This window comes from Streptomyces sp. NPDC005195, assembly GCF_040608315.1.
Taxonomy (GTDB): Bacteria; Actinomycetota; Actinomycetes; order Streptomycetales; family Streptomycetaceae; genus Streptomyces; species Streptomyces kaempferi.
In genome coordinates, this window is the sequence record NZ_JBEXHZ010000001.1 from 440,063 (window position 1) to 460,967 (window position 20,905).

The window sequence follows — 20,905 nt, forward strand, 5'->3', positions numbered from 1 at the left end:
CCGGGCATCCTGGCATCCGAGCGGCGGCCCCGGCAGGGCCCCGCCGACACACGGGGATGCTCCATGGATACGGGGGTCGGTCATGCATCCGATGGTGAAACCCGCGCTGCGGCGCGGCTGGCGGGACCTCAACACCGTGCAGTTCGGCATGGCACCCGCACACGCGATGGTGCTGGGCCCGGTGGACACGGCGACAGGCAGCTTCCTCGACCTGCTCGACGGAACCCGCTCACTCCCCCTCCTGCGCGAGGAAGGACGCGGCATGGGCCTGCCCGACGGCCATGTCGACGCACTCGTGGAACGGCTGGCCCGCTCCGGCCTCCTCGACGACGCGACGGGCGGCGGCCCGGCCGCGGACACCCTGCGAGCGAAGAAGCCGGTCCTCGACCGAATGCGCCCCGACCTCGCGGCCCTCTCCCTCATCGCTCCGGCACCGGGCGACGCCCTCGCGCACCTGGCCGCCCGCCGCTCCCTGCGAGTACAGGTGCGCGGCGCGGGCCGGGTCGGAGTCACCCTCGCGGCGCTGCTGGCCGGCGCGGGCGTGGGCCGGATCGAGGTACGCGACGTGGGCCGTGTGGAACCGTGGGACGTGGCACCCGGCGGACTGCCGGCGGATTCCATCGGAGAGCGCCGCGAGGAAGCCGCCCGGCGGGCGGTGCGCCGAGCCGGGCCGGACCGCCCGCCCCGGCCCGCCAACGAGGGCGAGGAACCCGGACTCTCCCTGGTGATCATCACACCGCGGGACGGCCTGTCCGTCCACGCCCCCGATCCCGCCGCCGCCGAACCCCTGATCACCTCCGGCACACCCCATCTGTACGCGGGAGTCGTGGAAGGAACTGGAGTCGTCGGGCCGCTGGTCCTGCCCGGCGACACCGGCTGCGCCGGCTGCCTCGACCGGAGCCGCGCCGACCGGGATCCGACCTGGCCACGCCTGATCGCACAGTGGCGCTCCGGCACCTCACGCCACGTACCGGCGTGCGACCTCACCATGGCGACCGGCATCGCCGGCCTCGCCGCCGCGCACGCGCTCGCCTTCCTCGACGGGCGGCCGCCCTCCAGCGCCGGAGCCCGCTGGGAGACCTCCGCCCCAGGGCTCCACTGGCACGCGAAGCCGGTATGGCCACACCCCGATTGCCCGTGCGGCGCCACGGAGAAAAGTAAGAAGGGGGAACGCGCCGCCGAAGCCGACGACCCGCGCGAGACAATGGCGGGGCAACAGCCGCATGCGGCACGGCTGTCTGGGACTTGGAGGGCTCATGTCTGATCTTCCCCGAAAGGCGGTCACCCGAACCGCCAAACTCGCCGCGCTACCGCTCGGCTACGCCGGGCGAGCGACCTGGGGCCTGGGCAAGCGGATAGGCGGGAAGTCGGCGGAGATCGTGGGCCGCGAGCTCCAGCAGCGCACGGCCGAGCAGCTCTTCAAGGTGCTCGGTGAGCTGAAGGGCGGTGCGATGAAGTTCGGGCAGGCACTGTCCGTCTTCGAATCGGCACTCCCCGAGGAGATCGCGGGCCCGTACCGCGCGGCGCTCACGAAGCTCCAGGAAGCGGCACCGCCGATGCCGACCCGCACCGTGCACTCCGTTCTCCGGGAGCGGCTCGGCGAGGACTGGTCCGAGCTGTTCCTCGAATTCGAGGACAAGCCGTCCGCGGCCGCCTCCATCGGCCAGGTGCACCGGGCGGTGTGGCACGACGGCCGCGAGGTCGCCGTCAAGGTGCAGTACCCGGGAGCGGGTGAGGCCCTGCTCTCCGATCTCACCCAGCTCAGCCGATTCGCCCGGCTGCTGGGGCCGCTCATCCCCGGCATGGACATCAAGCCCCTCATCGCGGAACTCCGCGACCGGGTCTCCGAGGAACTCGACTACGCACTGGAGGCACAGGCCCAGGAAGCCCACGCCACGGAGTTCTCGGGCGACCCCGACGTCCTGGTACCGGCGGTGGTCCACCAGTGCGACCAGATCCTGGTCACCGAATGGATCGACGGAACACCCCTGTCGGAGGTGATCTCCGACGGTACCCAGGAGCAGCGGGACCGCGCGGGGCAACTGCTGGCCCGCTTCCTCTTCTCCGGCCCCGCCCGCACCGGCCTGCTGCACGCCGACCCCCACCCGGGCAACTTCCGGCTCCTGCCGGACGAGAAGAGCGGCTGGCGCCTCGGCGTCCTGGACTTCGGCACGGTCGACCGTCTCCCCGGCGGACTGCCCTCACCCATCGGCGACTCCCTCCGTATGACCCTCGACGGAGACGCGGAGGCGGTCTACGACCTGCTGCGCGAGGAGGGATTCGTCAAAGAGTCGATAGAACTCGAACCCGACGCGGTCCTCGACTACCTCCTGCCGATCATCGAACCGGCACAGGCCGACGAGTTCACCTTCACCCGCGGCTGGATGCGCAGCCAGGCCGCCCGGGTGGCCGATCCCCGCTCCCCCGCCCACCAGTTGGGCAGGCTCCTCAACCTGCCACCGTCGTACCTGCTGATCCACCGTGTGACGTTGAGCACCATCGGCGTCCTGTGCCAGCTGGGCGCGACGGTCCGGCTCCGCGACGAACTGGAGGAGTGGCTGCCGGGGTTCGTCCCGACCGAAGAACTGCCGGACGAGGAGGACACAGCGGCTGAGGCGTGAGTTCGGGCTGCCTCGGGGCGGCTGTGGGAGGGTGGGAGGGAAGGGGGGAGGGGGGAGGGGGAGCCCCCCGAGAAGAAGCCCCGGAGCAGGCCCCGCCCTACCACCAAGCCGAATCCAGCCGCCCCTCGATCGCCCGCAGGTGTGCCCGGGCGCAGTTGTCGCAGAAGTAGTGGCGGCTGCCGTTCTCGACGGAGCAGGTCCAGGTCGGCTGGGGGCCGTCCGCCGGGGTGCCGCAGCGGGCGCACGCGATGCGCTGGGGCTGGGCCGTGTCGGGCCGCTCGGTGGTGCCGCTGCTGTCACTGTCCCCGGGAAGACTCGTCACCCGCCGACGATAGCCCCGCGGCCTGGTGTTCGCCCGGTACAACGCACCGCGGGGGCCGGTCCGGACGGACCAACCCCCGCGGTGTGTCTGTGTAGGTCTGCGACTGCCTTCGGCTGCTTACTGCATGACCGCCATGGCCAGCGCACGCCGGGCACGCATGGAAGCGCGCTCGGCCCGGCGCTGCATCCGGCGGGCGGTGACCAGGCGCACGGCCTGGCGCTCCCGCTCAGCCTCTCGCAGTCGCTCGTGCATATGCGCACGAGCCAGGGCTTCTGGGATGAGTTGCATTTCTCGGGTCCTGTTCTCACGCGAGTCGTTCGCGCCGGTGGTGGTGAAGTCTGAAATGACGGAGCCGGTGGGCTCACTCGCGGACGGCTTCATCGGGGCCTGTTTCTTGGGGTCGTGCGTCAGGGGGTGGTCGATCGTTCCTGCGGTGTTCATGCCGTGACCGGGTTCTTGCGCGGGCGGCCACGGGGCCGCTTGCGGGCTACGACAACACCCTGGACGAACAGCTCGCCGCCCCAGACACCCCAGGGCTCACGCCGCTCCTTGGCGCCGGCGAGGCAGGCCTCGATCAGCGGGCAGGTACGGCAGAGGGACTTGGCGTACTCGACGTCGGCCGGCGACTCGGCGAAGAAGACCTCCGGGTCGTAGGAACGGCAGGGGACGGGTACGCCGAGGTTCTCGATGGCGTCGTCGAGCGCGGTGAGCGCAGTGAGCGGGATCAAGGTGGAGTCCTCCGTGAGGCCGGGCGGGGGGATCGTTTCGGAAGGCGGTACGGACGGGGCGTGCGCTTCGAGTTGCACGGGTGGTCTTCCTCGTCTGGTCGTGCCGGCCGGTTGGCCGGTTGGCGGCTGGTACCGGGTTCTTTTCTTGTCCCGAGGCCCCTTCGCTCTGCCGTCCCCGGTCGGGGACAAACAAAAGGGCCGCGGATCCCGGGTGGGGTTCCGCGGCCCTGAAGGCGCCGGCCTGATCGAGGATCAGGCTGGATCACTCCAGGGTTCAGGCCCACGGAAGGCCCACATCGTGTGGTGCTGCTTGGTCTGCTTCAGGGATCCGGCACCGGCTGCCGCAAAGGCATAGGCGTGCGCCTCTGCCACTACTGCTGCTTCCAGTGCCTGGATCGGTCGCTCATTGCGCTCACGGATGGGAAGACCCGCGAGAGACAGGGAGGACGCCGGCCGGACGGCGGTGATGCCGGACAGAACGGTGCCCAGGTTCGAGACGCCGAGCAGGCACGTGGAGACGACCGAGCGATCGGTCATTTGGACGGTGGTGCTGGAGCTGGTGTTGATGCTGATCACTGGAATCGCCTCCTCTCGGCGTCTTGGGGGACTGGGGGTGAGTCAGTCCGACGGCTATTAAGTACAGCACGGAACCAGGGCTTCGGAGAAGCCCGCCGCTTCCGTGCTAAGAACCTATGGGGATTGCCGGGGCATGCGCAAACTATTTTTTCGACGAGTTTGAATCAGTCGTCGCGCTTGTCCTCGCCAGGCTCCTGGCCTGCGCAGATGGCCAGTACGTCGGCTCCGAAGCGGTTGAGCTTGCGTACTCCGACTCCGGGGATCCGGGCGAGCTCTCCCTCGTCGTCGGGAGCGGTCTCGGCGATGACCATGAGTGTCTTGTCGGTGAAGACGCAGAACGCGGGCTGGCCGCTGCGCTGCGCCTGTACCTCCCGCCACTCGCGCAGCCGTTCGTAGAGTCCCTCGTCCATGTCGGAGGGGCAGTCCTCGCAGCGCATCAGTTTCATCTCGCCGGCGTCGGTCAGTGTGCGGCCGCAGACGCGGCAGCGGGCCGGGGTTCGGCTCGTCCGTCGTACGACGGTGCCTCCGCTGCTTCCGACGCCTCGCTCGACGCCTCCAGGACCGCCGCCGCTCGTGCGGCCCGCGGTGGTGACGGAGCCGGGGCGTAGTCCGTCGAGGAAGCGGCTGGGCCGGCGGTTGGCTCGGCCGCCGGGTGAGCGGGACAGGGCCCAGGAGACACAGAGGTGTTCTCTGGCTCGGGTGACGCCGACGTAGAGGAGGCGGCGTTCCTCTTCGATCTGCTCGTCGGTCTTTGCGTAGGTGATCGGCATCATGCCCTCGGCGACGCCGACGAGGAAGACGACGTCCCACTCCAGTCCTTTGGCGGAGTGCAGGGAGGCGAGGGTGACGCCCTGGACGGTCGGGGCGTGCTGTGCGCCGGCGCGCTCGTCGAGTTCGGCGACGAGGTCGCCGAGGGTGGCGTCCTGCTTGGCGGCGGCGAAGTCCTGGGCGAGGTGGACGAGGGCGGCCAGTGATTCCCAGCGTTCTCTGACCGCGCCGGAGCCGGCGGGGGGTTGGCTGGTCCAGCCTTCGCCGGACAGCACGGCGCGGACCTGGGAGGGCAGGTCGACGACGTCGTCGAGAAGGGAGTCGTTGGCTCCGAATCGGGCGGCCGCGCGGAGGGCGGCTCCGGCTTTGCGCACTTCGGGGCGGTCGAAGAACCGCTCGGCGCCGCGCAGCTGGTAGGGCACTCCGGCGTCGGCGAGTGCCTGCTCGTAGATCTCGGACTGGGAGTTCGTACGGAAGAGGATGGCGATCTCGCCTGCGGGGACGCCGGAGGCGACGAGGTCACGGATGCGGCGGGCGGCGCCTTCGGCCTCGGCGGGTTCGTCGGTGTATTCGGCGTAGACGGGTTCGGGGCCGGGGGCGCGCTGGGAGATCAGTTCCAGGCGGTGGTCGGCGGCGCGGCCGCGGGCCTGTGAGAGCAGGCCGTTGGCGAGGTGGACGACCTGGGGTGAGGAGCGGTAGTCGCGGACGAGTTTGACGACGGTGGCCGCGGGGTGGCGGATGCGGAAGTCGAGAAGGTGGTCGGGAGTTGCACCGGTGAACGAGTAGATCGTCTGGCTGGCGTCGCCGACGACGCAGAGGCTGTCGCGTTCGCCGAGCCACAGTTCGAGGAGGCGTTGCTGGAGGGGGCTGACGTCCTGGTACTCGTCGACGACGAAGTGCTGGTACTGGGAGCGGACCTGGTCGGCGATGTCGTGGCGGTCCTGGAGGATGCCGACGGTGAGCAGCAGGACGTCCTCGAAGTCGATGAGTGATCGGTCGCGTTTGACGTCTTCGTAGGTGGCGTACAGCTGGGCGATCTCCGCGGGGTCGCGGGGGGATTCGCGGCCGGTCTTGGCGGCGGCGGCCGCGTAGTCGGAGGGGACGGTCTGGGTGACCTTGGACCATTCGATCTCGGCGGTGACGTCGCGGAGCTCGCCGCGGTCGAGGCGGATGCGGCAGGCGGCGGCCGCGTCGGCGACGAGCTGGATCTTGCGGTCGATGAGTCGGGGGAGGCTGCCGCCGACCGCTTTCGGCCAGAAGTAGTGGAGTTGGCGCAGGGCCGCGGAGTGGAAGGTGCGGGCCTGGACGCCGCCGGCGCCGAGCTGGCGGAGGCGGCCGCGCATCTCTCCCGCGGCGCGGTTGGTGAAGGTGACGGCGAGGACGCTGGAGGGCTGGAGGATTCCGGCGCGTACGCCGTAGGCGATGCGGTGGGTGATCGCTCGCGTCTTGCCCGTGCCGGCGCCTGCCAGCACGCACACCGGACCGTGCAGGGCGGTGGCGACTGCGCGCTGCTCGGGGTCGAGCCCGTCGAGCACCGCGTCGGCCGTGTCCGGAACCTGCGGGAAGAGGGTGGAGTGCGTTGCTGCTGTCACCCCGCCATGCTGCCAGGTCGCCGGGGGCGGGTGAGTCGGTTGTCCACAGGGAGGGTCTTGTGGTCGTACTAATGCGGCAGGCGTCGGTGGGGGCTGGTGTACGGGGCGGGGGTACCCGGGTGCGGGAATGGTGGGTGCCCGGCGTACGTTCCCCTTCTGCGATGACGCACCCCCAGCAGTAAAGGAGCGCGAGAGACATGCCGGGCACTGTGACGATGTACAGCACCACGTGGTGCGGATACTGCACGCGGCTGAAGGGCCAGCTGGACCGCGAGGGCATCTCGTACAAGGAGATCAACATCGAGCACGACCCGGCGTCCGCGGCGTTCGTGGAGAAGGCGAACGGCGGGAATCAGACCGTTCCGACGGTTCAGGTGGTTCCCACCAACGGTGGGGTCGAGGTCGTGATGACCAACCCGAGCCTTGCTCAGGTGAAGCGCGCGCTCGGCGTCTGACCCGGGAGCAGGCGCACGAGACCCGGCCCGGTGATCATGGGCGCGGGTCTCGTCGTCGTTCGTGCCGCTCAGCGGCGGCTGCTGGTCGGTGAGTGCCGACGCGACGCGCGTGAAGGCACCGAAGTGACGCGTCGCACTCCCCCGGTGGCGGCTTCCTCGATCGCGCGCAGCACCGCGTCGAGGTCACCGTCCAGGCCTTCGAGCACTTTTTTGTGTCGGTTTGCCGCGGTGGGGCGGTTCTTGAGGTGACTCGAGAACCGCCTCTTGTGTGTGTTCTGCGCCGCACCGGTTCCGGTGACGGGAGTGTTGCGGGGTGGTCCGGCTACGTCTCTCTGCGGGGTAGGGGTTTTCCGTACCAGAGTTCGATCAGGCGGGCGGCGATGGAGATGCCGTACGGAGGCATCACTTCGCCTGACTCGAAGGCGGTGCGCAGGTCCTCGTGGGAGAACCAGCGGGCTTCGTGGATCTCCTCGCCGTCGACGTTGATCTCGTGGGAGGTGGCGCGGGCCATGAAGCCGAGCATGAGGCTGGAGGGGAAGGGCCAGGGCTGGCTGGCGACGTACTCGACCTCGCCGACGGTGATGCCCGCCTCTTCGAAGACCTCGCGGCGCACGGACTGCTCGATGGATTCGCCGGGTTCGACGAAGCCGGCGAGTGTCGAGAAGCGGCCTTCGGGCCAGTGCACCTGGCGGCCGAGCAGGATGCGGTCCTCGTCGTCGGTGACCGCCATGATCACGGCGGGGTCGGTGCGCGGGTAGTGCTCGGCGCCGCAGGCGGGGCAGCGGCGGATGTGGCCGGCTGCCGCGATCACGGTGCGTTCCCCGCAGCGTGAGCAGAAGCGGTGCAGTCGCTGCCAGTTCTCCAGGGCGACGGCGTGCACCATGAGGCCGGCGTCGCGGGGGGAGAGCAGGAGTCCCGCCTCGCGCAGGCCCGCGGGGCGTGCGGACTGGTCGATGCGGCCGGGCAGTGCGTCCTTCTGGAGTGCGAAATAGCTCACACCGTCGTCGTCCGTGCCGAGGAAGTAGCGGTGTGCCTCGGTGAGCGGGGCCTCGAAGGAGGGGGTCATGACGAGTTCGGTGGTGCCGTCCGCAGTCTCGTCGATGAGGACCTGACCGCCGGAGACCACGAAGGCGCGGGTCGTGGGGTGGCTCCAGGCCGCCGCGAGCCAGGCCTCGTCGAGCCGGTGGTGGGCGGCCCGGTCGATGCCGCCCGGGGCGGTGAGCGAGATGGGACGGTCGGCGGTGCGGTCGGTCCAGGTGGTCACGGGTGCTTCCAACTCCCCCGGTGGAAAGGTTATTTCGGCGGGCGGTTCAGCAGGACGTACGGCGGGGCGGGTGTGCGGGGTGCTCTTCTGGGTGTGAATGAGGCTTCTTCCGGGTGTGAACGGGCTTTTTCAGTGTGCCTCGCGCCAGTTCTCGGCCAGGTCGTCCCAGAGGTGGGCGCTGGTTTCGACGCCTTTCATGAGGAGGTCGAGTTCGACCTTCTCGTTGGGCGCGTGCCAGCCGTCGGAGGGGACGGAGATGCCCAGGAAGAGCACGGGGGCGTCGAGGACTTCCTGGAGGTCGGCCGCGGGCCCCGAGCCGCCTTCGCGGGTGAAGCGGATGGGCTGTTCGAAGGCGCGGCCCATGGCCCGTACGACGGACTGCAGGGCGGGGTGGTCCAGTGGGGTGAGACAGGGGCGGGTGGCGGCGCCGAAGGTGATCTCGTGCCGGATGCCTTCGGGGAGCTGTTCGGCGGCCCAGGCACGTACGGCCTTCTCGATGTGGTCGGGGTCCTGGCCCGCGACCAGCCGGAAGGAGAGCTTCACCGTGGCGGAGGACGGGATGATCGTCTTGCTGCCGGGTCCCTGGTAGCCGCCGCCGATGCCGTTGACCTCGGCGGTGGGGCGGGCCCAGATGCGCTCCAGGGTGGTGTGTCCGGCCTCTCCGTGGGTGGCCGACGACTTGGCGGTGGCCAGCCAGCGTGCTTCGTCGAAGGGCAGTTCGGCGAAGAGTTCGCGCTCACGGTCGGTGAGTTCGGTGATGCCTTCGTAGAAGCCGGGGACTGCCACGCGCGCGTGGTCGTCGTGGAGGGCGGCGACGAGGCGGGCAGCGGCGGTGGCGGGGTTGGGCACGGCGCCGCCGAAGGAGCCGGAGTGGATGTCCTGAGCGGGCCCGTACAGCGCGATCTCGCATTCGGCGAGACCGCGCATGCCGGTGCACACGGTGGGGGTGTCCTCGGACCACATGCCGGTGTCGGAGACGATCACCACGTCGGCGGACAGTCGGTCGGCGTGGGTTTCCACGAGGTGACGGAAGTGCGGGGAGCCGGATTCCTCCTCGCCCTCGATCAGGAGTTTGAGGTGGACGGCGGGGGTGGTGCGTCCGGTGGCGGCGAGGTGGGCGCGGACGCCGAGTGTGTGGAAGAACACCTGGCCCTTGTCGTCGGCGGCTCCGCGCGCGTGGAGGCGGTTTCCGCGGATCACCGGTTCGAAGGGGTCGGTGTCCCAGCCGTCCTCGCGGGCGGCGGGCTGTACGTCGTGGTGCCCGTAGACGAGGACCGTGGGGGCCTGGGGGTCTTCCGACGGCCATTCGGCGAAGACGGCGGGGGCGCCCTCCGTGGTCCAGACCTCCGTGGTGGGGAAGCCGGTCTCCTGGAGTTTGGCGGCGAGCCAGTCGGCGCTGCGCCTCACGTCCGCCGCGTGGTCGGGCTGGGCCGACACGGAGGGGATGCGCAGCCATTCGGCGAGGTCGTCGAGGAAGGCCGTGCGGTGGTGGTGGATGTACGCACGGACGGTGCTGACGGCGTTGTCAACGGGCTTGCTCATGCTCACGAGCCTAACTGCCCGCGGGGGCGTGTTCGTCCGTCGGTTCTCCGGCCGCCTCTTGCCCCGGGCCCCGTGGGTCCTGCGTGAGCAGCCGTTCCAGGGCGGCGCGGTCGGGGAGGTCGCGGGGGCGGACGATCTCACCGCTGCGGACGTATACGAACGTGGCTTTGACGGACTCGGGGGGCACGCCCTGCTGCTCGGCCCAGGCGAGGCGGTAGACGGCGAGCTGGAGGGGGTCGGCGGTGCGGGTGCGGCTGGTCTTCCAGTCGACGATCTCGTACGTCGTGCCGTCGCCGTCGTCCTCCTTGTAGACGGCGTCGATGCGGCCCCGGACGACGCGTCCGGCGATGGCGACCTGGAAGGGGGTCTCGACGCGGTGGGGCGTGCGATGGGCGTAGGGAGTGCGTTCGAAGGCGTCCTTGAGGTCCTCCAGGTCGCGTTCGTCGGCGATCTCGGCGTCGCTGCCGGGCAGGTCCTCCGGTTCGAGCATGGGCAGCCGCAGTTCTTCGAAGCGGGACTCCACCCAGGCGTGGAAGCGGGTGCCGCGGCGGGCGGCGGGTTGCGGGGGGCGCGGCATGGGGCGGGCGAGTTCCTGTGCGAAGCCGTCGGGGTCGGCGGCCAGGTGCAGTACCTGTGAGGCGGTGAGCGAGGCCGGCAGGGGTACGTCGGTGACGCTCGCGCGGGCGCGCAGGAGCTCTCCGGTGAGGGCGTCGAGGTCGCGGTCCCAGGAGGCGAGGGTGCGGGCTTCTTCGGGTGTGAGTCGTACGGGGTCGTCTTCCGGGTGGGGGCGCGCGTCCTGGGCCTGCGGGGGCTCCGGGACCGGGCGGGCCTCCGGGGCGGGCGCCTGGTGCGGGAGCGTCGGGCGGTGGGTCGTCCAGGAGTCCCAGTCGGAGTCGTCGCCCACAGGAAGGTCGCCGTCGCCTTCGGAGGGGTCGCCGTCTTCGGGGAGGCCGTCGTTTCCTTCGGGGTGCGGTTCGTCCCCGTAGGGCGTCTCGTCGTCGTCGGGCGGGGGCGGCCACTCCGGGTCGTCGTGGGAGGACGGGCCGTGGGCGGCGGGGTGGGGTTCTTCGTGGGACGCGACCCGTTCCAGGTGGGCGAGTACGGTCTCGGCGGCCGCGCGGCGGCGGGCGAGTGCCGTGTCGTCGAGCGGGAGCGGCCACGCGTGGTCAGCCGCCGCCTCGTGCAGGGCAGGGTTCTCCTCGTCCTCGGCCGGTTCGTCGGCCCAGGCCTCGATCTCTCCGTGTCCGGCGGCGCAGTGGTCGTACAGGGCGTGCAGGAAGTCGGAGGGGCCGCGTGGGCGCTTCTGGGACGGCCCCCACCAGTGGCCGGAGCCGAGCAGGAGCGAGCGGGGGCGGGTGAAGGTCACGTAGCCGAGGCGGAGCTCCTCGGTGCGCTGGTGGTCCTTCATGGCCTCGTGGAAGGCCTTGATGCCTTTGGCGTCCCAGGTGTCGACGTCGGGCAGCGTGTCGGCGTCTCCGCGCAGTTCGTGCGGCAGGACCTTGCCCTGGGCCGTCCATTTCTCGCGACCCTGGGTGCTGGGGAAGGTTCCGGTGACGAGGCCGGGGACGGCGACGACGTCCCACTCCAGGCCCTTGGCCTTGTGGGCGGTGAGCACCTTGACGGTGTTCTCGCCGCCGGGCAGGGCGTTGTCGAGGCCCTTCTCGTACTGGGCGGCGGTGCGCAGGAAGCCGAGGAAGGCGAGCAGGGACGCCTCGCCGTCACCGGCGGCGAAGGACGCGGCGACGTCGAGGAAGTTCGAGAGGGTCTCGCGGCGGCGGGCGGCGAGGGCGTGCGGGGACGCGGAGAGCTCGACCTCCAGTCCGGTGACGGCGAGCACCCGGTGCAGGACGTCCATGAGGGGGTCGGCGAGCGAGCGGCGCAGGTCGCGCAGTTCGGCGGCGAGCCGTGCGAAGCGGACCCGGGCGTCGGGTGAGAAGGGCAGTCCGTCCTTGTCCCTCTCGGCCTCGATGGGCATCTCCAGGAACGTGTCCAGGGCGTCGGCGAGCGATATCACCTCGGCCGGGTCGACCCCCTCGACGGCCGCGGCGAGCCGGCGGTCGGCGTCGTCGTCGGCGCCCGCGCGCGCGTGGGACACGAGGAGGCGGGCGCGCCGTCCCAGGAGGGCGAGGTCGCGTGGGCCGATCCGCCAGCGCGGTCCGGTGAGCAGGCGGACCAGGGAGGCGTTGGCGCCGGGGTCCTGGAGGACTTCGCAGACGGCGACGAGGTCGGCGACCTCGGGGAGGTGCAGCAGCCCGGAGAGGCCGACGACCTCGACGGGGATGTCGCGGGCGACGAGCGCGCCCTGGATCTCGGCGAAGTCGCTCGCGGTGCGGCACAGCACGGCGATCTCGCCGGGTGCCTTTCCGGTGCGTACGAGGTGGGCGAGGGAGTCGGCGAGCCAGTCGATCTCCTCGGCGTGGGTGGGCAGCAGCGCGCAGTGGACGACGCCGTCGTGCTCGGCTCCGGGGGCGGGCCGGAGGGCCTCCACGCCCGCGTGCATCGCGCGCAGGGGCTCGGCGAGGCCGTTGGCGAGGTCGAGGAGGCGGCCGCCGCTGCGGCGGTTCTCGCTGAGTGACTGGCGGGTGGCGGGGCGGCCGTCGGCGCCCGCGAAGTGTTCGGGGAAGTCGTCGAGGTTGGCGACGGAGGCGCCGCGCCAGCCGTAGATGGCCTGGCACGGGTCGCCGACCGCGGTCACGGGGTGTCCTGTGCCGCCGCCGAACAGTCCGGCGAGCAGTACGCGCTGTGCCACCGAGGTGTCCTGGTACTCGTCCAGCAGGACCACGCGGAACTCGTCGCGGAGGATGTCCCCGACCTCGGGGCGGGTGCGGGCCAGGGTGGCCGAGAGGGCGATCTGGTCGCCGAAGTCGAGGAGGTCGCGTTCGCGTTTGGCCGCGCGGTAGCGGACCACCAGTTCGGCGAGTGCGCGCCGGGCCGCGGCGGCCTCGGGGACCTTGCGGAGGTCGGCGTTGGTGAGTCTGACGCTCTCCAGGGTGTGCAGCAGTCCGGCGTCGTGGGCGCGCAGGTCCTCGGGGCGTACGAGGTGTTCGGAGAGTTCGGAGTCGAGGGTGAGGAGGTCGCCGACGAGGTCGGGGAAGGAGCGGGTGAGTGCCGGGTACGGTCCCGGTGACTCGCGCAGGACGCGGGCGGCGAGCTGGTAGCGGGTGGCGTCGGCGAGCAGGCGGGCTGTCGGTTCGAGGCCGATGCGCAGTCCGTGGTCGGTCAGCAGGCGGCCGGCGAAGGCGTGGTAGGTCGAGATGACCGGTTCGCCGGGCGGGTTGTCGGGGTCGATCACGTCCGGGTCGGTGACGCCGGCCTTGATCAGCGCCTTGCGGACGCGTTCGGCGAGTTCGCCCGCCGCCTTGTTGGTGAACGTCAGACCGAGGACCTGTTCAGGGGCGACCTGTCCGGTGCCGACCAGCCAGACCACGCGTGCCGCCATCACCGTGGTCTTCCCGGATCCGGCTCCGGCCACGATCACCTGCGGGGCGGGCGGTGCGGTGATGCAGGCCGTCTGCTCCGGGGTGAAGGGGATGCCGAGGAGCTCTTTGAGCTGCTCGGGATCGGTGATACGGGCGGGCACGTCAGAGAGGCTAGCCGCGCCCACTGACAGCGGGTGGCCACATCGGCTGTCGGGGTGCGGGAACCGCTGGTCAGCACGTGTGGTGTCGTACGTCACTCAGGTCGCGGCCGATGACATCGCGCGGCCCGGGAACCGTCGGCCGCCGCCAGTTCGCGTGCCGTCGGTCCGCGTGCTGCCGGTCCGCGTGCCGTCGGCCGGCCGGCGGCCGTCATTCGACGATGTGGCGCCCCTCCGCGCGGGCGCTGCACGATGTCCGGAACGCGCAGTGCGTGCAGTGCTGGCCGATGGTCGGCGAGAACCGTTCGTCGAGGACCTTGCCCGCGGCGGTGGCCAGCAGGTCGCCGACCCACTCCCCCGTGAGAGGTTCCTGGGCCTGCACCTTGGGGAGGGTCTCGCCGCCGTTCTTCTGGGCGGCGCCCTGGCGCAGCTGGACGAGTTCGGCGCCGCCCGGCTCGGGGCGCACGCCGTCGAAGGCGTCGTCGACCGCGCCCTCACGGACCGCGAGCTGGTAGACGGCGAGCTGTGGGTGGTGGGCCACTTCGGCGGCGGTGGGCGCGTTTTTGCCGGTCTTGAAGTCGACCACGTAGGCGCGGCCCTCGGTGTCCGTCTCGACGCGGTCCATGGAGCCGCGGATGCGTACTTCGTAGGAGCCCGCTTCGAGGGTCACGTCGAAGTCGTGCTCGCTGGCCACGGGTGTACGGCCGGGGCGGATCTGGTTCGAGTCGATGTGCCACTTCAGGAAGCGTTCGAGCGCCACGCGCGCGTGTTCCTTCTCCTGGGCCGACTTCCAGGGCGCGTCGAAGGCGAGCGCGTTCCACACGGAGTCCAGGCGTTCCATGAGGACGTCGAGGTCGGCGGGGGTGCGTCCGGAGGCGACCTCGTCGGCGAGGACGTGTACCACGTTGCCGAAGCCCTGCGCCGCGGTCGCGGGCGCGTCGGCCTTCACCTCGCGCCCCAGGAACCACTGCAGGGCGCAGGTGTTGGCGAGCTGGTCGAGGGCGCTTCCGGAGAGCACGACGGGCTGGTCGCGGTCGCGCAGCGGAACCTTGCTCTCGGTGGGGTCGTACATGCCCCACCAGCGGTAGGGGTGGGCGGAGGGCACCAGGGGGCGGCCATCGTCGTCGCTGAGGGCGGCGAGTCGGGCCAGGCGCCGGGCCGCGGCCTGCCGGAGGGGTTCCGAGACGCGTGGGTCGACGGTGGTGGCGCGCAGTTCGGCGACGAGGGCGGCGACGGAGAGCGGGCGGCGGGGCCGGCCGGTGACGTCCTTGGGTTCCACGCCGAGTTCGGTGAGGAAGCGGGAGGGCTGGTCCCCGTCGTCGGCGGGTGCCTTCACCGCGGTGACGACGAGGCGTTCACGCGCGCGCGTGGCGGCCACGTAGAACAGGCGGCGTTCTTCGGAGAGGAGCGCTCCGGGGGTGAGGGGTTCGGCGAGGCCGTCGCGGCCGATACGGTCGGCCTCCAGCAGGGAGCCGCGGCGGCGCAGGTCGGGCCACAGACCCTCCTGGACGCCCGCGACGACGACGAGGCGCCATTCCAGGCCCTTGGAACGGTGCGCGGTCATCAGGCGCACGGCGTCGGGGCGTACGGCCCGGCGGGTGAGGGTGTCGGCGGCGATGTCCTGGGCGTCGATCTCCTCCAGGAAGTTGAGGGCGCCGCGTCCGCCGGTGCGTTCCTCGGCACGGGCCGCGGTCGCGAACAGCGCGCACACGGCGTCGAGGTCGCGGTCGGCGTTGCGTCCCGCCGCGCCGCCGCGCCGGGCGGCCCGTTCCAGGCGCCGCGGCCAGGGTGTGCCTTCCCATAGGTCCCACAGCGCCTCCTCGGCCGTGCCACCGCCCGCCAGGCGCTCCCGTGCCTTGCGCAGCAGCGCGCCGAGGCGCTGGGCTCCGCGGGCGTAGGCCGGGTCGTGGGCGACGAGCCGTTCCGGTTCGGCCAGTGCGAGCGCGAGCAGTTCGTCGGAGGGCGGCGGTACGTGGTTGCCGGCGGCGCGTTCCTCCTCGCGCAGCGCGCGGCCCAGGCGCCGCAGGTCGGCGGCGTCCATGCCGGCGAGGGGCGAGGCGAGCAGGGTGAGCGCTGTCCCGGTGTCGAGCCAGGACCCCGTTCCCTGGAGACCGGTGTCCTCGGGCTGTGCGTCCGCGTGTTCAGGAGCGACTGCCAGAACGGCTTCAAGAGGGGCTTCTGGGACAGCTCCGGGATCGCTTTCGGGAGCGGCTCCAGGTGTGTCGTCGGAGGCTTCGTCAGAGGCGTCATCCGGGGCGCCATCAGGGGCGTGGACGGGAGTGCCGCTGCCGGAGTCGGGCCTCGGTGCCTGTAGCGACACTCCCGTTCCGGACTCGGCGCGGGCGACCGCCCGCAGTGCCGTCAGCAACGGTGTCACCGCGGGTTCGTGCCGCAGGGGCAGGTCGTCGCCGTCGATGTCGAGCGGTACACCGGCGGCGGTGAGGGAGCGGCGGATCACCGGGATCGTGCGGGCGCCTGCGCGCACCAGGACGGCCATCTCGCCCCAGGAGACGCCGTCCTCCAGGTGGGCGCGGCGCAGGATGTCCGCGATGTTGTCCAGTTCGGTGCCCGCCGTCGGGTACGTGTAGACCTCGACCGTGCCGCCGCCGCGTACCGGTGTCAGCTCGCGGTGGGCGCGTACCTTCGGCGCGGGCAGCCGGGTCAGCGGCATGCGCTGGGTGAGCAGGCGGGTGGCTTTGAGCAGGCCGGCGCCCGAGCGGCGGGAGGTGCGCAGTACCTCGACCGGCGCGGGGTGGCCGTCCGCGCGCGGGAAGGCGTCGGGGAAGTCCAGGATGCCGTTGACGTCGGCGCCCCTGAAGGCGTAGATCGACTGGTCGGGGTCGCCGAAGGCGACCAGGGTGCGGCCGCCGCCGGCCAGGGCGCGCAGGAGCCGCACCTGGGCGGGGTCGGTGTCCTGGTACTCGTCCACGTAGACGGCGTCGTACTGCGCGGCGAGACGTCCGGCGACGTCCGGGCGTCCCGAGAGCAGTACCGCGCGGTGGACGAGTTCCGCGTAGTCGAGGACTCCTTGCAGGTCGAGAACGTCGAGGTACTCGGCGAGGAAGGCCGCGGCGGCGCTCCAGTCGGGGCGGCCGATCCGGCGGGCGAAGGCGGTCAGGGCGTCGGGGCCCAGTCCGAGTTCGCGGCTGCGCGCCAGGACGGCTCGGACCTCGTCGGCGAAGCCGCGTGTGGTCAGGCAGGCGCGCAGTTCGTCGGGCCAGCGGACGTGGGCGAGGCCGAGCCGCTCCAGGTCGGGCTGGCCCGCGAGCAGCTCGCGCACCGCGACGTCCTGTTCGGGTCCGGACAGCAGCCGCAGCGGTTCCACGAACAGGTCGCTGTCCTGGTGGGCGCGGACCAGGGCGTAGCAGAACGAGTGGAAGGTGGTGGCCCGGGGGGCATGGGCGGCCCCGATGCGCAGTGCCATGCGGTCGCGCAGTTCCACGGCCGCCTTGCGGCTGAACGTGAGCACCAGGATCCGTTCCGGGTCGCCTCCGTGTGCGATCCGGGCCGCCACGGACTCGACGAGGGTGGTCGTCTTTCCGGTGCCGGGGCCCGCCAGTACGAGGAGAGGGCCCGAGCCGTGGTCAACCACTGTGCGCTGTCCTGCGTCCAGACGAGGGGGGCCCACCCGGACCGGCGCGGTGCGCACCAGTCGGTACGCGCCGCGGGTCCCCTGCCGCACCTGGGGGTGCGGCGGGCGCCTGGTGGAGGAAGAGGAGCTCACGTGGTTCGCCGGTCCTGGAGGTTGTGCTGGTGTGCGGAGCGCCGCGGGCCGAGGGTGGGGGCCGCGGGGTGAGGGGGATGCGCGCCGTCGACGGTACGCCGGTGGACATCGCGGACGGACGGCTTCCCGTTCTTCCCTCACACCCGGTGCGTTCCCCGCTCGTCGAACGTACGGCATGTCACGGACGTGCCTCGTTTCCCCCGTACGGGCCACAGACGTCCCGTCCGCCCGTCCGATGGCGGAAGCTGTCAGGTGTGATCCTGCGCGCGTTCGTCGCCGTCCCATCGTGCTCGCCTCATGTCGACGCGTGGCAGATGCCCCTCGGAAGCCCTGCTCGCCTCCTTCAGCGGTGTGCCCTCCGCGCGGTAATGGTCCAGCGCCTCGAGTTCGTGGCCGGGCAGAAGGACTCCGTCCGCGCGGATGACCCGCCACCACGAGGCCGCTCCTCCGTAGAGGGCCATCACGCGTCCCACCTGGCGCGGCCCGCCCTCCTCCAGCCACTCGGCGACGTCCCCGTACGTCATGACGCGCCCGGGGGGAATGAGGTCGGCGACCTCAAGGACCCGCTCCGCGTACTCCGGCAGTTCGTCCGCCGGAAGGTTCTCCTCGCTCATCCGCCCCATCCTGCCCCACCCCACCGACAGTGTGACGCGGCGGCGACTGTGGGTATCCCTCGCTCCGAGGGCGCACTTCGGGCAGACTGTGCGCCCCCGCATTTGCACCCTGATGCCCCCGTGTGTCGGTGGGGCATGCCACCATCGTGCGGGCGGTGACTGGTGATACGAGATCAAGAAGAGACCATGAGGCAGCAGGGCGTGCACCCCGAAGGCGCGGAGAGCACCTCCGCCGCTTCGTCGCGCCCAGAAGCCGCTGGAGCCGCTGGAGCCGCCGACGAGAGCCCTGGCACGACGGACGCCGAGCCCGGCTCGATGACCGATTCCCCCTCGAAGGCGGACCAAAAGCCCTCCCCTGAGGCGTACGGCACCGGGAACCGGCGGGCGACGGGCGACGACGACTGCGGTGACGAGGTCCACAACGACGAGGTCGAGGGCGACGAACCGCTGCTGCCCGCGCGCGTGCACCGTCCGTCGGACCTGATGCGGCTGCTGGTCGGCTTCCTCGCGATCGTCGTGCTGCTCGCCATCGCGGCGTTCGCGCACGGGACGACCTCTGGGCTCGAACAGGACATCAACAAAGGCACCGGCCAGGCACCCGATCTGCTGATCAAGATCGCGGGACTCGCGTCGAGCATCGCGATCCTGCTGGTGCCGGTCGCCTTCGCCATCGAGCGCCTGATCAAACGGGACGGGCTGCGCATCGCCGACGGCGTGCTCGCCGCGGTCCTCGCACACGGTGTGACCCTCGCCACCGACCTGTGGGTCGCGAAGGCCGCTCCGGGCTCCATTCAGGAGGCCCTCACCCAGCCCTCGCCGGGCGACATCCACGCCCTCACCGACCCGGTGCACGGCTATCTGGCACCGGTCATCGCGTACATGACGGCCGTCGGCATGTCCCGCAGACCCCGCTGGCGCTCGGTGCTGTGGGTGGTGCTGCTCCTGGACGCCTTCTCCATGCTGGTCACCGGCTACACGACACCGTTCTCGATCATCCTGACGGTGCTGATCGGCTGGACCATCGCCTACGGGACGCTGTACGCGGTCGGGTCGCCGAACGTCCGGCCGACCGGCCGGACGCTGATGGCGGGGCTGCGGCACGTCGGTTTCCATCCCGTCAGCGCGGCCCGCGAGGAGACCCCGGACACGTCCGACAACGGTGACCGAGGCCGGCGCTACTTCGTCACCCTGGAGGACGGACCGCCGCTGGACGTCACGGTCGTCGACCGGGAGCAGCAGGCGCAGGGCTTCTTCTACCGGGTCTGGCGCAATCTGACCCTGCGCGGGCTCGCCACCCGTCGCAGCCTCCAGTCGCTGCGCCAGGCCCTGGAGCAGGAGGCGCTCCTCGCGTACGCGGCCATCGCGGCCGGCGCGAACGCGCCGAAGCTGATCGCGACCTCCGAGCTCGGCCCGGACGCCGTGATGCTCGTCTACGAGCACACCGGCGGGCGGACCCTGGACTCGCTCCCCGGGGAGCTCATCACCGACGGCCTTCTGCGTGACACCTGGCATCAGGTGCAGTCGCTGCAGTCACGGCGCATCGCGCACCGCAGGCTCGCGGGTGACGCGATTTTGGTGGATCGTTCCGGCACGGTGATCCTCACCGATCTGCGCGGCGGCGAGATCGCGGCCGGTGATCTGCTGCTGCGCATGGACATCGCCCAGCTGCTGACCACCCTGGGGCTGCGCGTCGGCGCCGAGCGCACGGTGGCGTCGGCCGTCGGTGTCCTGGGTCCCGACGCCGTCGCCGACTGTCTGCCCCTGCTGCAGCCCATCGCACTGTCCCGCTCCACGCGCGCGACGCTGCGCAAACTGGCCCGCGAGCGTGCCCAGCGCGAGCGCGACGCGGTGCTGGAGGCCTCACGGCAGGACAAGCTCGCGCGCGCGGAGCAGGCCCAGCACGCCGAGACCGCGGCGGAGAAGCCCGGCAAGAAGGCCGTACGGGCGGAGCAGCGGGCCGAGAAACGGGCGCTGGACGAAGCGCTGGACGAGGCACGCGAGGAGGACCTGCTCACCCAGATCCGCCACCAGGTGCTGCGGATCAGACCGCAGGCGCCGGTCGAGCCGGCCCGCCTGGAGCGGATCAGACCGCGCACGCTGATGAGTTTCATCGCCGGTGCCATCGGCGGGTACTTCCTGCTGACGCAGCTCACCCACATCGAGTTCGCGACCCTCTTCGAGAGCGCCGAGTGGGGCTGGGTCGCGGCGGCCGTGCTGTTCTCGGCGCTGAGCTACTTCGCGGCGGCGATGAGTCTGCTCGGCTTCGTGCCGGAACGGGTGCCGTTCCTGCGGACCGTGGCCGCGCAGGTCGCCGGCTCGTTCGTGAAGATCGTGGCGCCCGCGGCGGTCGGCGGTGTCGCGCTCAACACGCGCTTCCTGCAGCGTGCCGGGGTGCGGCCGGGGCTCGCGGTGGCGAGCGTCGGCGCGTCGCAGCTGTTCGGGCTGGGCTGTCACATCCTGATGCTGCTGTCCTTCGGCTATCTGACCGGCACGGAGAAGACGCCGTCCCTGTCGCCCTCCCGTACGGTCATCGCCGGTCTGCTGACGGTCGCGGTGCTGGTCCTCGTCGTGACGTCGGTGCCGTTCCTGCGGAAGTTCGTCGTCACTCGCGTCAGGTCACTGTTCGCCGGGGTCGTGCCGCGGATGCTGGACGTGCTCCAGCGTCCGCAGAAGCTGATCACCGGCATCGGCGGGATGCTGTTGCTGACCGCCTGCTTCGTGATGTGCCTGGACGCGTCGATCCGTGCCTTCGGCCATGAGGAGACCACCACGCTCAGCCTCGCCAGCGTGGCCGTCGTCTTCCTCGCCGGCAACGCGCTCGGCTCGGCGGCGCCGACCCCCGGCGGTGTCGGCGCGGTCGAGGCGACGCTCACGGTCGGTCTGATCGCCGTCGGTCTCCCCAAGGAGGTCGCCGCTCCCGCGGTGCTGCTGTACCGGCTGCTGACGCTGTGGCTGCCGGTGCTGCCGGGGTGGCTGTTCTTCAACCACCTCACACGCAAGGGCGCCCTGTAGGGAGCCGGTACGGCGCGCCGCGGCGCGGCAGGATCGCGGGGCTCGCGTCGAGGATCTCGACCCTGCCGGTAAACCGGTGCGGCGCGCCGCTCGCGGCCGCGCGGGCACGG

At 71.5% G+C, this 20,905-nt stretch carries 14 protein-coding genes; 4 read left to right on the plus strand and 10 right to left on the minus strand.

Features of this window, described 5'->3' with window-relative positions; genetic code table 11:
- Window positions 1–82 precede the first annotated feature (82 nt).
- A complete protein-coding gene (locus tag ABZV34_RS01955) occupies window positions 83–1,264 on the plus strand; it encodes a TOMM precursor leader peptide-binding protein (protein ID WP_356270475.1) in 1,182 nt (393 codons plus the stop codon).
- On the plus strand, window positions 1,257–2,621 hold the full coding sequence (locus tag ABZV34_RS01960; RefSeq protein WP_356270476.1) for an AarF/ABC1/UbiB kinase family protein: 1,365 nt from the start codon (window positions 1,257–1,259) through the stop codon (window positions 2,619–2,621). The genes ABZV34_RS01955 and ABZV34_RS01960 overlap by 8 nt, the downstream gene beginning before the upstream one ends.
- 97 nt (window positions 2,622–2,718) lie before the next feature.
- On the opposite strand, the gene ABZV34_RS01965 is transcribed toward ABZV34_RS01960, so the two are convergent.
- The 5 genes from ABZV34_RS01965 to ABZV34_RS01985 all read right to left on the minus strand — a co-directional run bounded on the left by ABZV34_RS01965 (window position 2,719) and on the right by ABZV34_RS01985 (window position 6,607).
- Entirely contained in the window at window positions 2,719–2,943 is a 225-nt protein-coding gene (locus tag ABZV34_RS01965) for a hypothetical protein (protein ID WP_356270478.1), read from the minus strand.
- Between the two features lie 117 nt (window positions 2,944–3,060).
- Complete coding sequence (locus ABZV34_RS01970) at window positions 3,061–3,384, minus strand: hypothetical protein (RefSeq protein WP_356270480.1); 324 nt, start codon at window positions 3,382–3,384, stop codon at window positions 3,061–3,063.
- The gene (locus tag ABZV34_RS01975; protein WP_010984500.1) at window positions 3,381–3,749 is read right to left on the minus strand and encodes a WhiB family transcriptional regulator; all 369 of its coding nucleotides are present in this window, start codon (window positions 3,747–3,749) and stop codon (window positions 3,381–3,383) included. The genes ABZV34_RS01970 and ABZV34_RS01975 overlap by 4 nt, the downstream gene beginning before the upstream one ends.
- A 174-nt stretch (window positions 3,750–3,923) precedes the next feature.
- Complete coding sequence (locus ABZV34_RS01980) at window positions 3,924–4,247, minus strand: hypothetical protein (protein ID WP_356270482.1); 324 nt, start codon at window positions 4,245–4,247, stop codon at window positions 3,924–3,926.
- A 164-nt stretch (window positions 4,248–4,411) separates the two neighbouring features.
- Window positions 4,412–6,607 carry an ATP-dependent DNA helicase UvrD2 gene (locus tag ABZV34_RS01985; protein ID WP_356270483.1) on the minus strand — a complete coding sequence of 732 codons (2,196 nt, stop codon included), beginning with the start codon at window positions 6,605–6,607 and terminating at the stop codon, window positions 4,412–4,414.
- Between the two features lie 197 nt (window positions 6,608–6,804).
- On the opposite strand from ABZV34_RS01985, the gene ABZV34_RS01990 reads away from it, so the two are divergent.
- Complete coding sequence (locus ABZV34_RS01990; protein ID WP_356270485.1) at window positions 6,805–7,062, plus strand: glutaredoxin domain-containing protein; 258 nt, start codon at window positions 6,805–6,807, stop codon at window positions 7,060–7,062.
- A gap of 322 nt (window positions 7,063–7,384) precedes the next feature.
- Here ABZV34_RS01990 and nudC read toward each other — a convergent pair whose 3' ends face one another.
- The 5 genes from nudC to ABZV34_RS02015 all read right to left on the minus strand — a co-directional run bounded on the left by nudC (window position 7,385) and on the right by ABZV34_RS02015 (window position 17,783).
- Window positions 7,385–8,326: an NAD(+) diphosphatase gene (gene nudC, locus ABZV34_RS01995; RefSeq protein ID WP_356270487.1), complete on the minus strand. Its 942-nt coding sequence runs from the start codon at window positions 8,324–8,326 to the stop codon at window positions 7,385–7,387.
- Window positions 8,327–8,455: 129 nt separating this feature from the next.
- Entirely contained in the window at window positions 8,456–9,868 is a 1,413-nt protein-coding gene (locus tag ABZV34_RS02000) for a dipeptidase (RefSeq protein ID WP_356270489.1), read from the minus strand.
- Between the two features lie 10 nt (window positions 9,869–9,878).
- Window positions 9,879–13,448, minus strand: a complete 3,570-nt coding sequence (locus tag ABZV34_RS02005) for a UvrD-helicase domain-containing protein (protein WP_356270491.1) — start codon at window positions 13,446–13,448, stop codon at window positions 9,879–9,881.
- Window positions 13,449–13,656: 208 nt separating this feature from the next.
- Window positions 13,657–17,169 (minus strand): ATP-dependent DNA helicase, encoded by a 3,513-nt coding sequence (locus ABZV34_RS02010; protein WP_356270493.1) that lies wholly within the window; start codon window positions 17,167–17,169, stop codon window positions 13,657–13,659.
- A 248-nt stretch (window positions 17,170–17,417) separates the two neighbouring features.
- Window positions 17,418–17,783, minus strand: coding sequence for an MGMT family protein (locus ABZV34_RS02015; protein WP_356270495.1), 366 nt, complete (start codon window positions 17,781–17,783; stop codon window positions 17,418–17,420).
- Between the two features lie 186 nt (window positions 17,784–17,969).
- Here ABZV34_RS02015 and ABZV34_RS02020 point away from each other — a divergent pair, with 186 nt between their 5' ends.
- Window positions 17,970–20,795 carry a lysylphosphatidylglycerol synthase domain-containing protein gene (locus ABZV34_RS02020; protein WP_356270497.1) on the plus strand — a complete coding sequence of 942 codons (2,826 nt, stop codon included), beginning with the start codon at window positions 17,970–17,972 and terminating at the stop codon, window positions 20,793–20,795.
- Window positions 20,796–20,905 lie beyond the last annotated feature (110 nt).

Bases quoted from the DNA above. Each gene is read 5' to 3' on its own strand.
- ABZV34_RS01955 (WP_356270475.1), top strand. From the start codon at position 83: ATGCATCCGATGGTGAAACCCGCGCTGCGGCGCGGCTGGCGGGACCTC.
- ABZV34_RS01960 (WP_356270476.1), top strand. From the start codon at position 1,257: ATGTCTGATCTTCCCCGAAAGGCGGTCACCCGAACCGCCAAACTCGCC.
- ABZV34_RS01970 (WP_356270480.1), bottom strand. From the start codon at position 3,384: ATGAACACCGCAGGAACGATCGACCACCCCCTGACGCACGACCCCAAG.
- ABZV34_RS01990 (WP_356270485.1), top strand. From the start codon at position 6,805: ATGCCGGGCACTGTGACGATGTACAGCACCACGTGGTGCGGATACTGC.
- ABZV34_RS02000 (WP_356270489.1), bottom strand. From the start codon at position 9,868: ATGAGCAAGCCCGTTGACAACGCCGTCAGCACCGTCCGTGCGTACATC.
- ABZV34_RS02015 (WP_356270495.1), bottom strand. From the start codon at position 17,783: ATGAGCGAGGAGAACCTTCCGGCGGACGAACTGCCGGAGTACGCGGAG.
- ABZV34_RS02020 (WP_356270497.1), top strand. From the start codon at position 17,970: ATGAGGCAGCAGGGCGTGCACCCCGAAGGCGCGGAGAGCACCTCCGCC.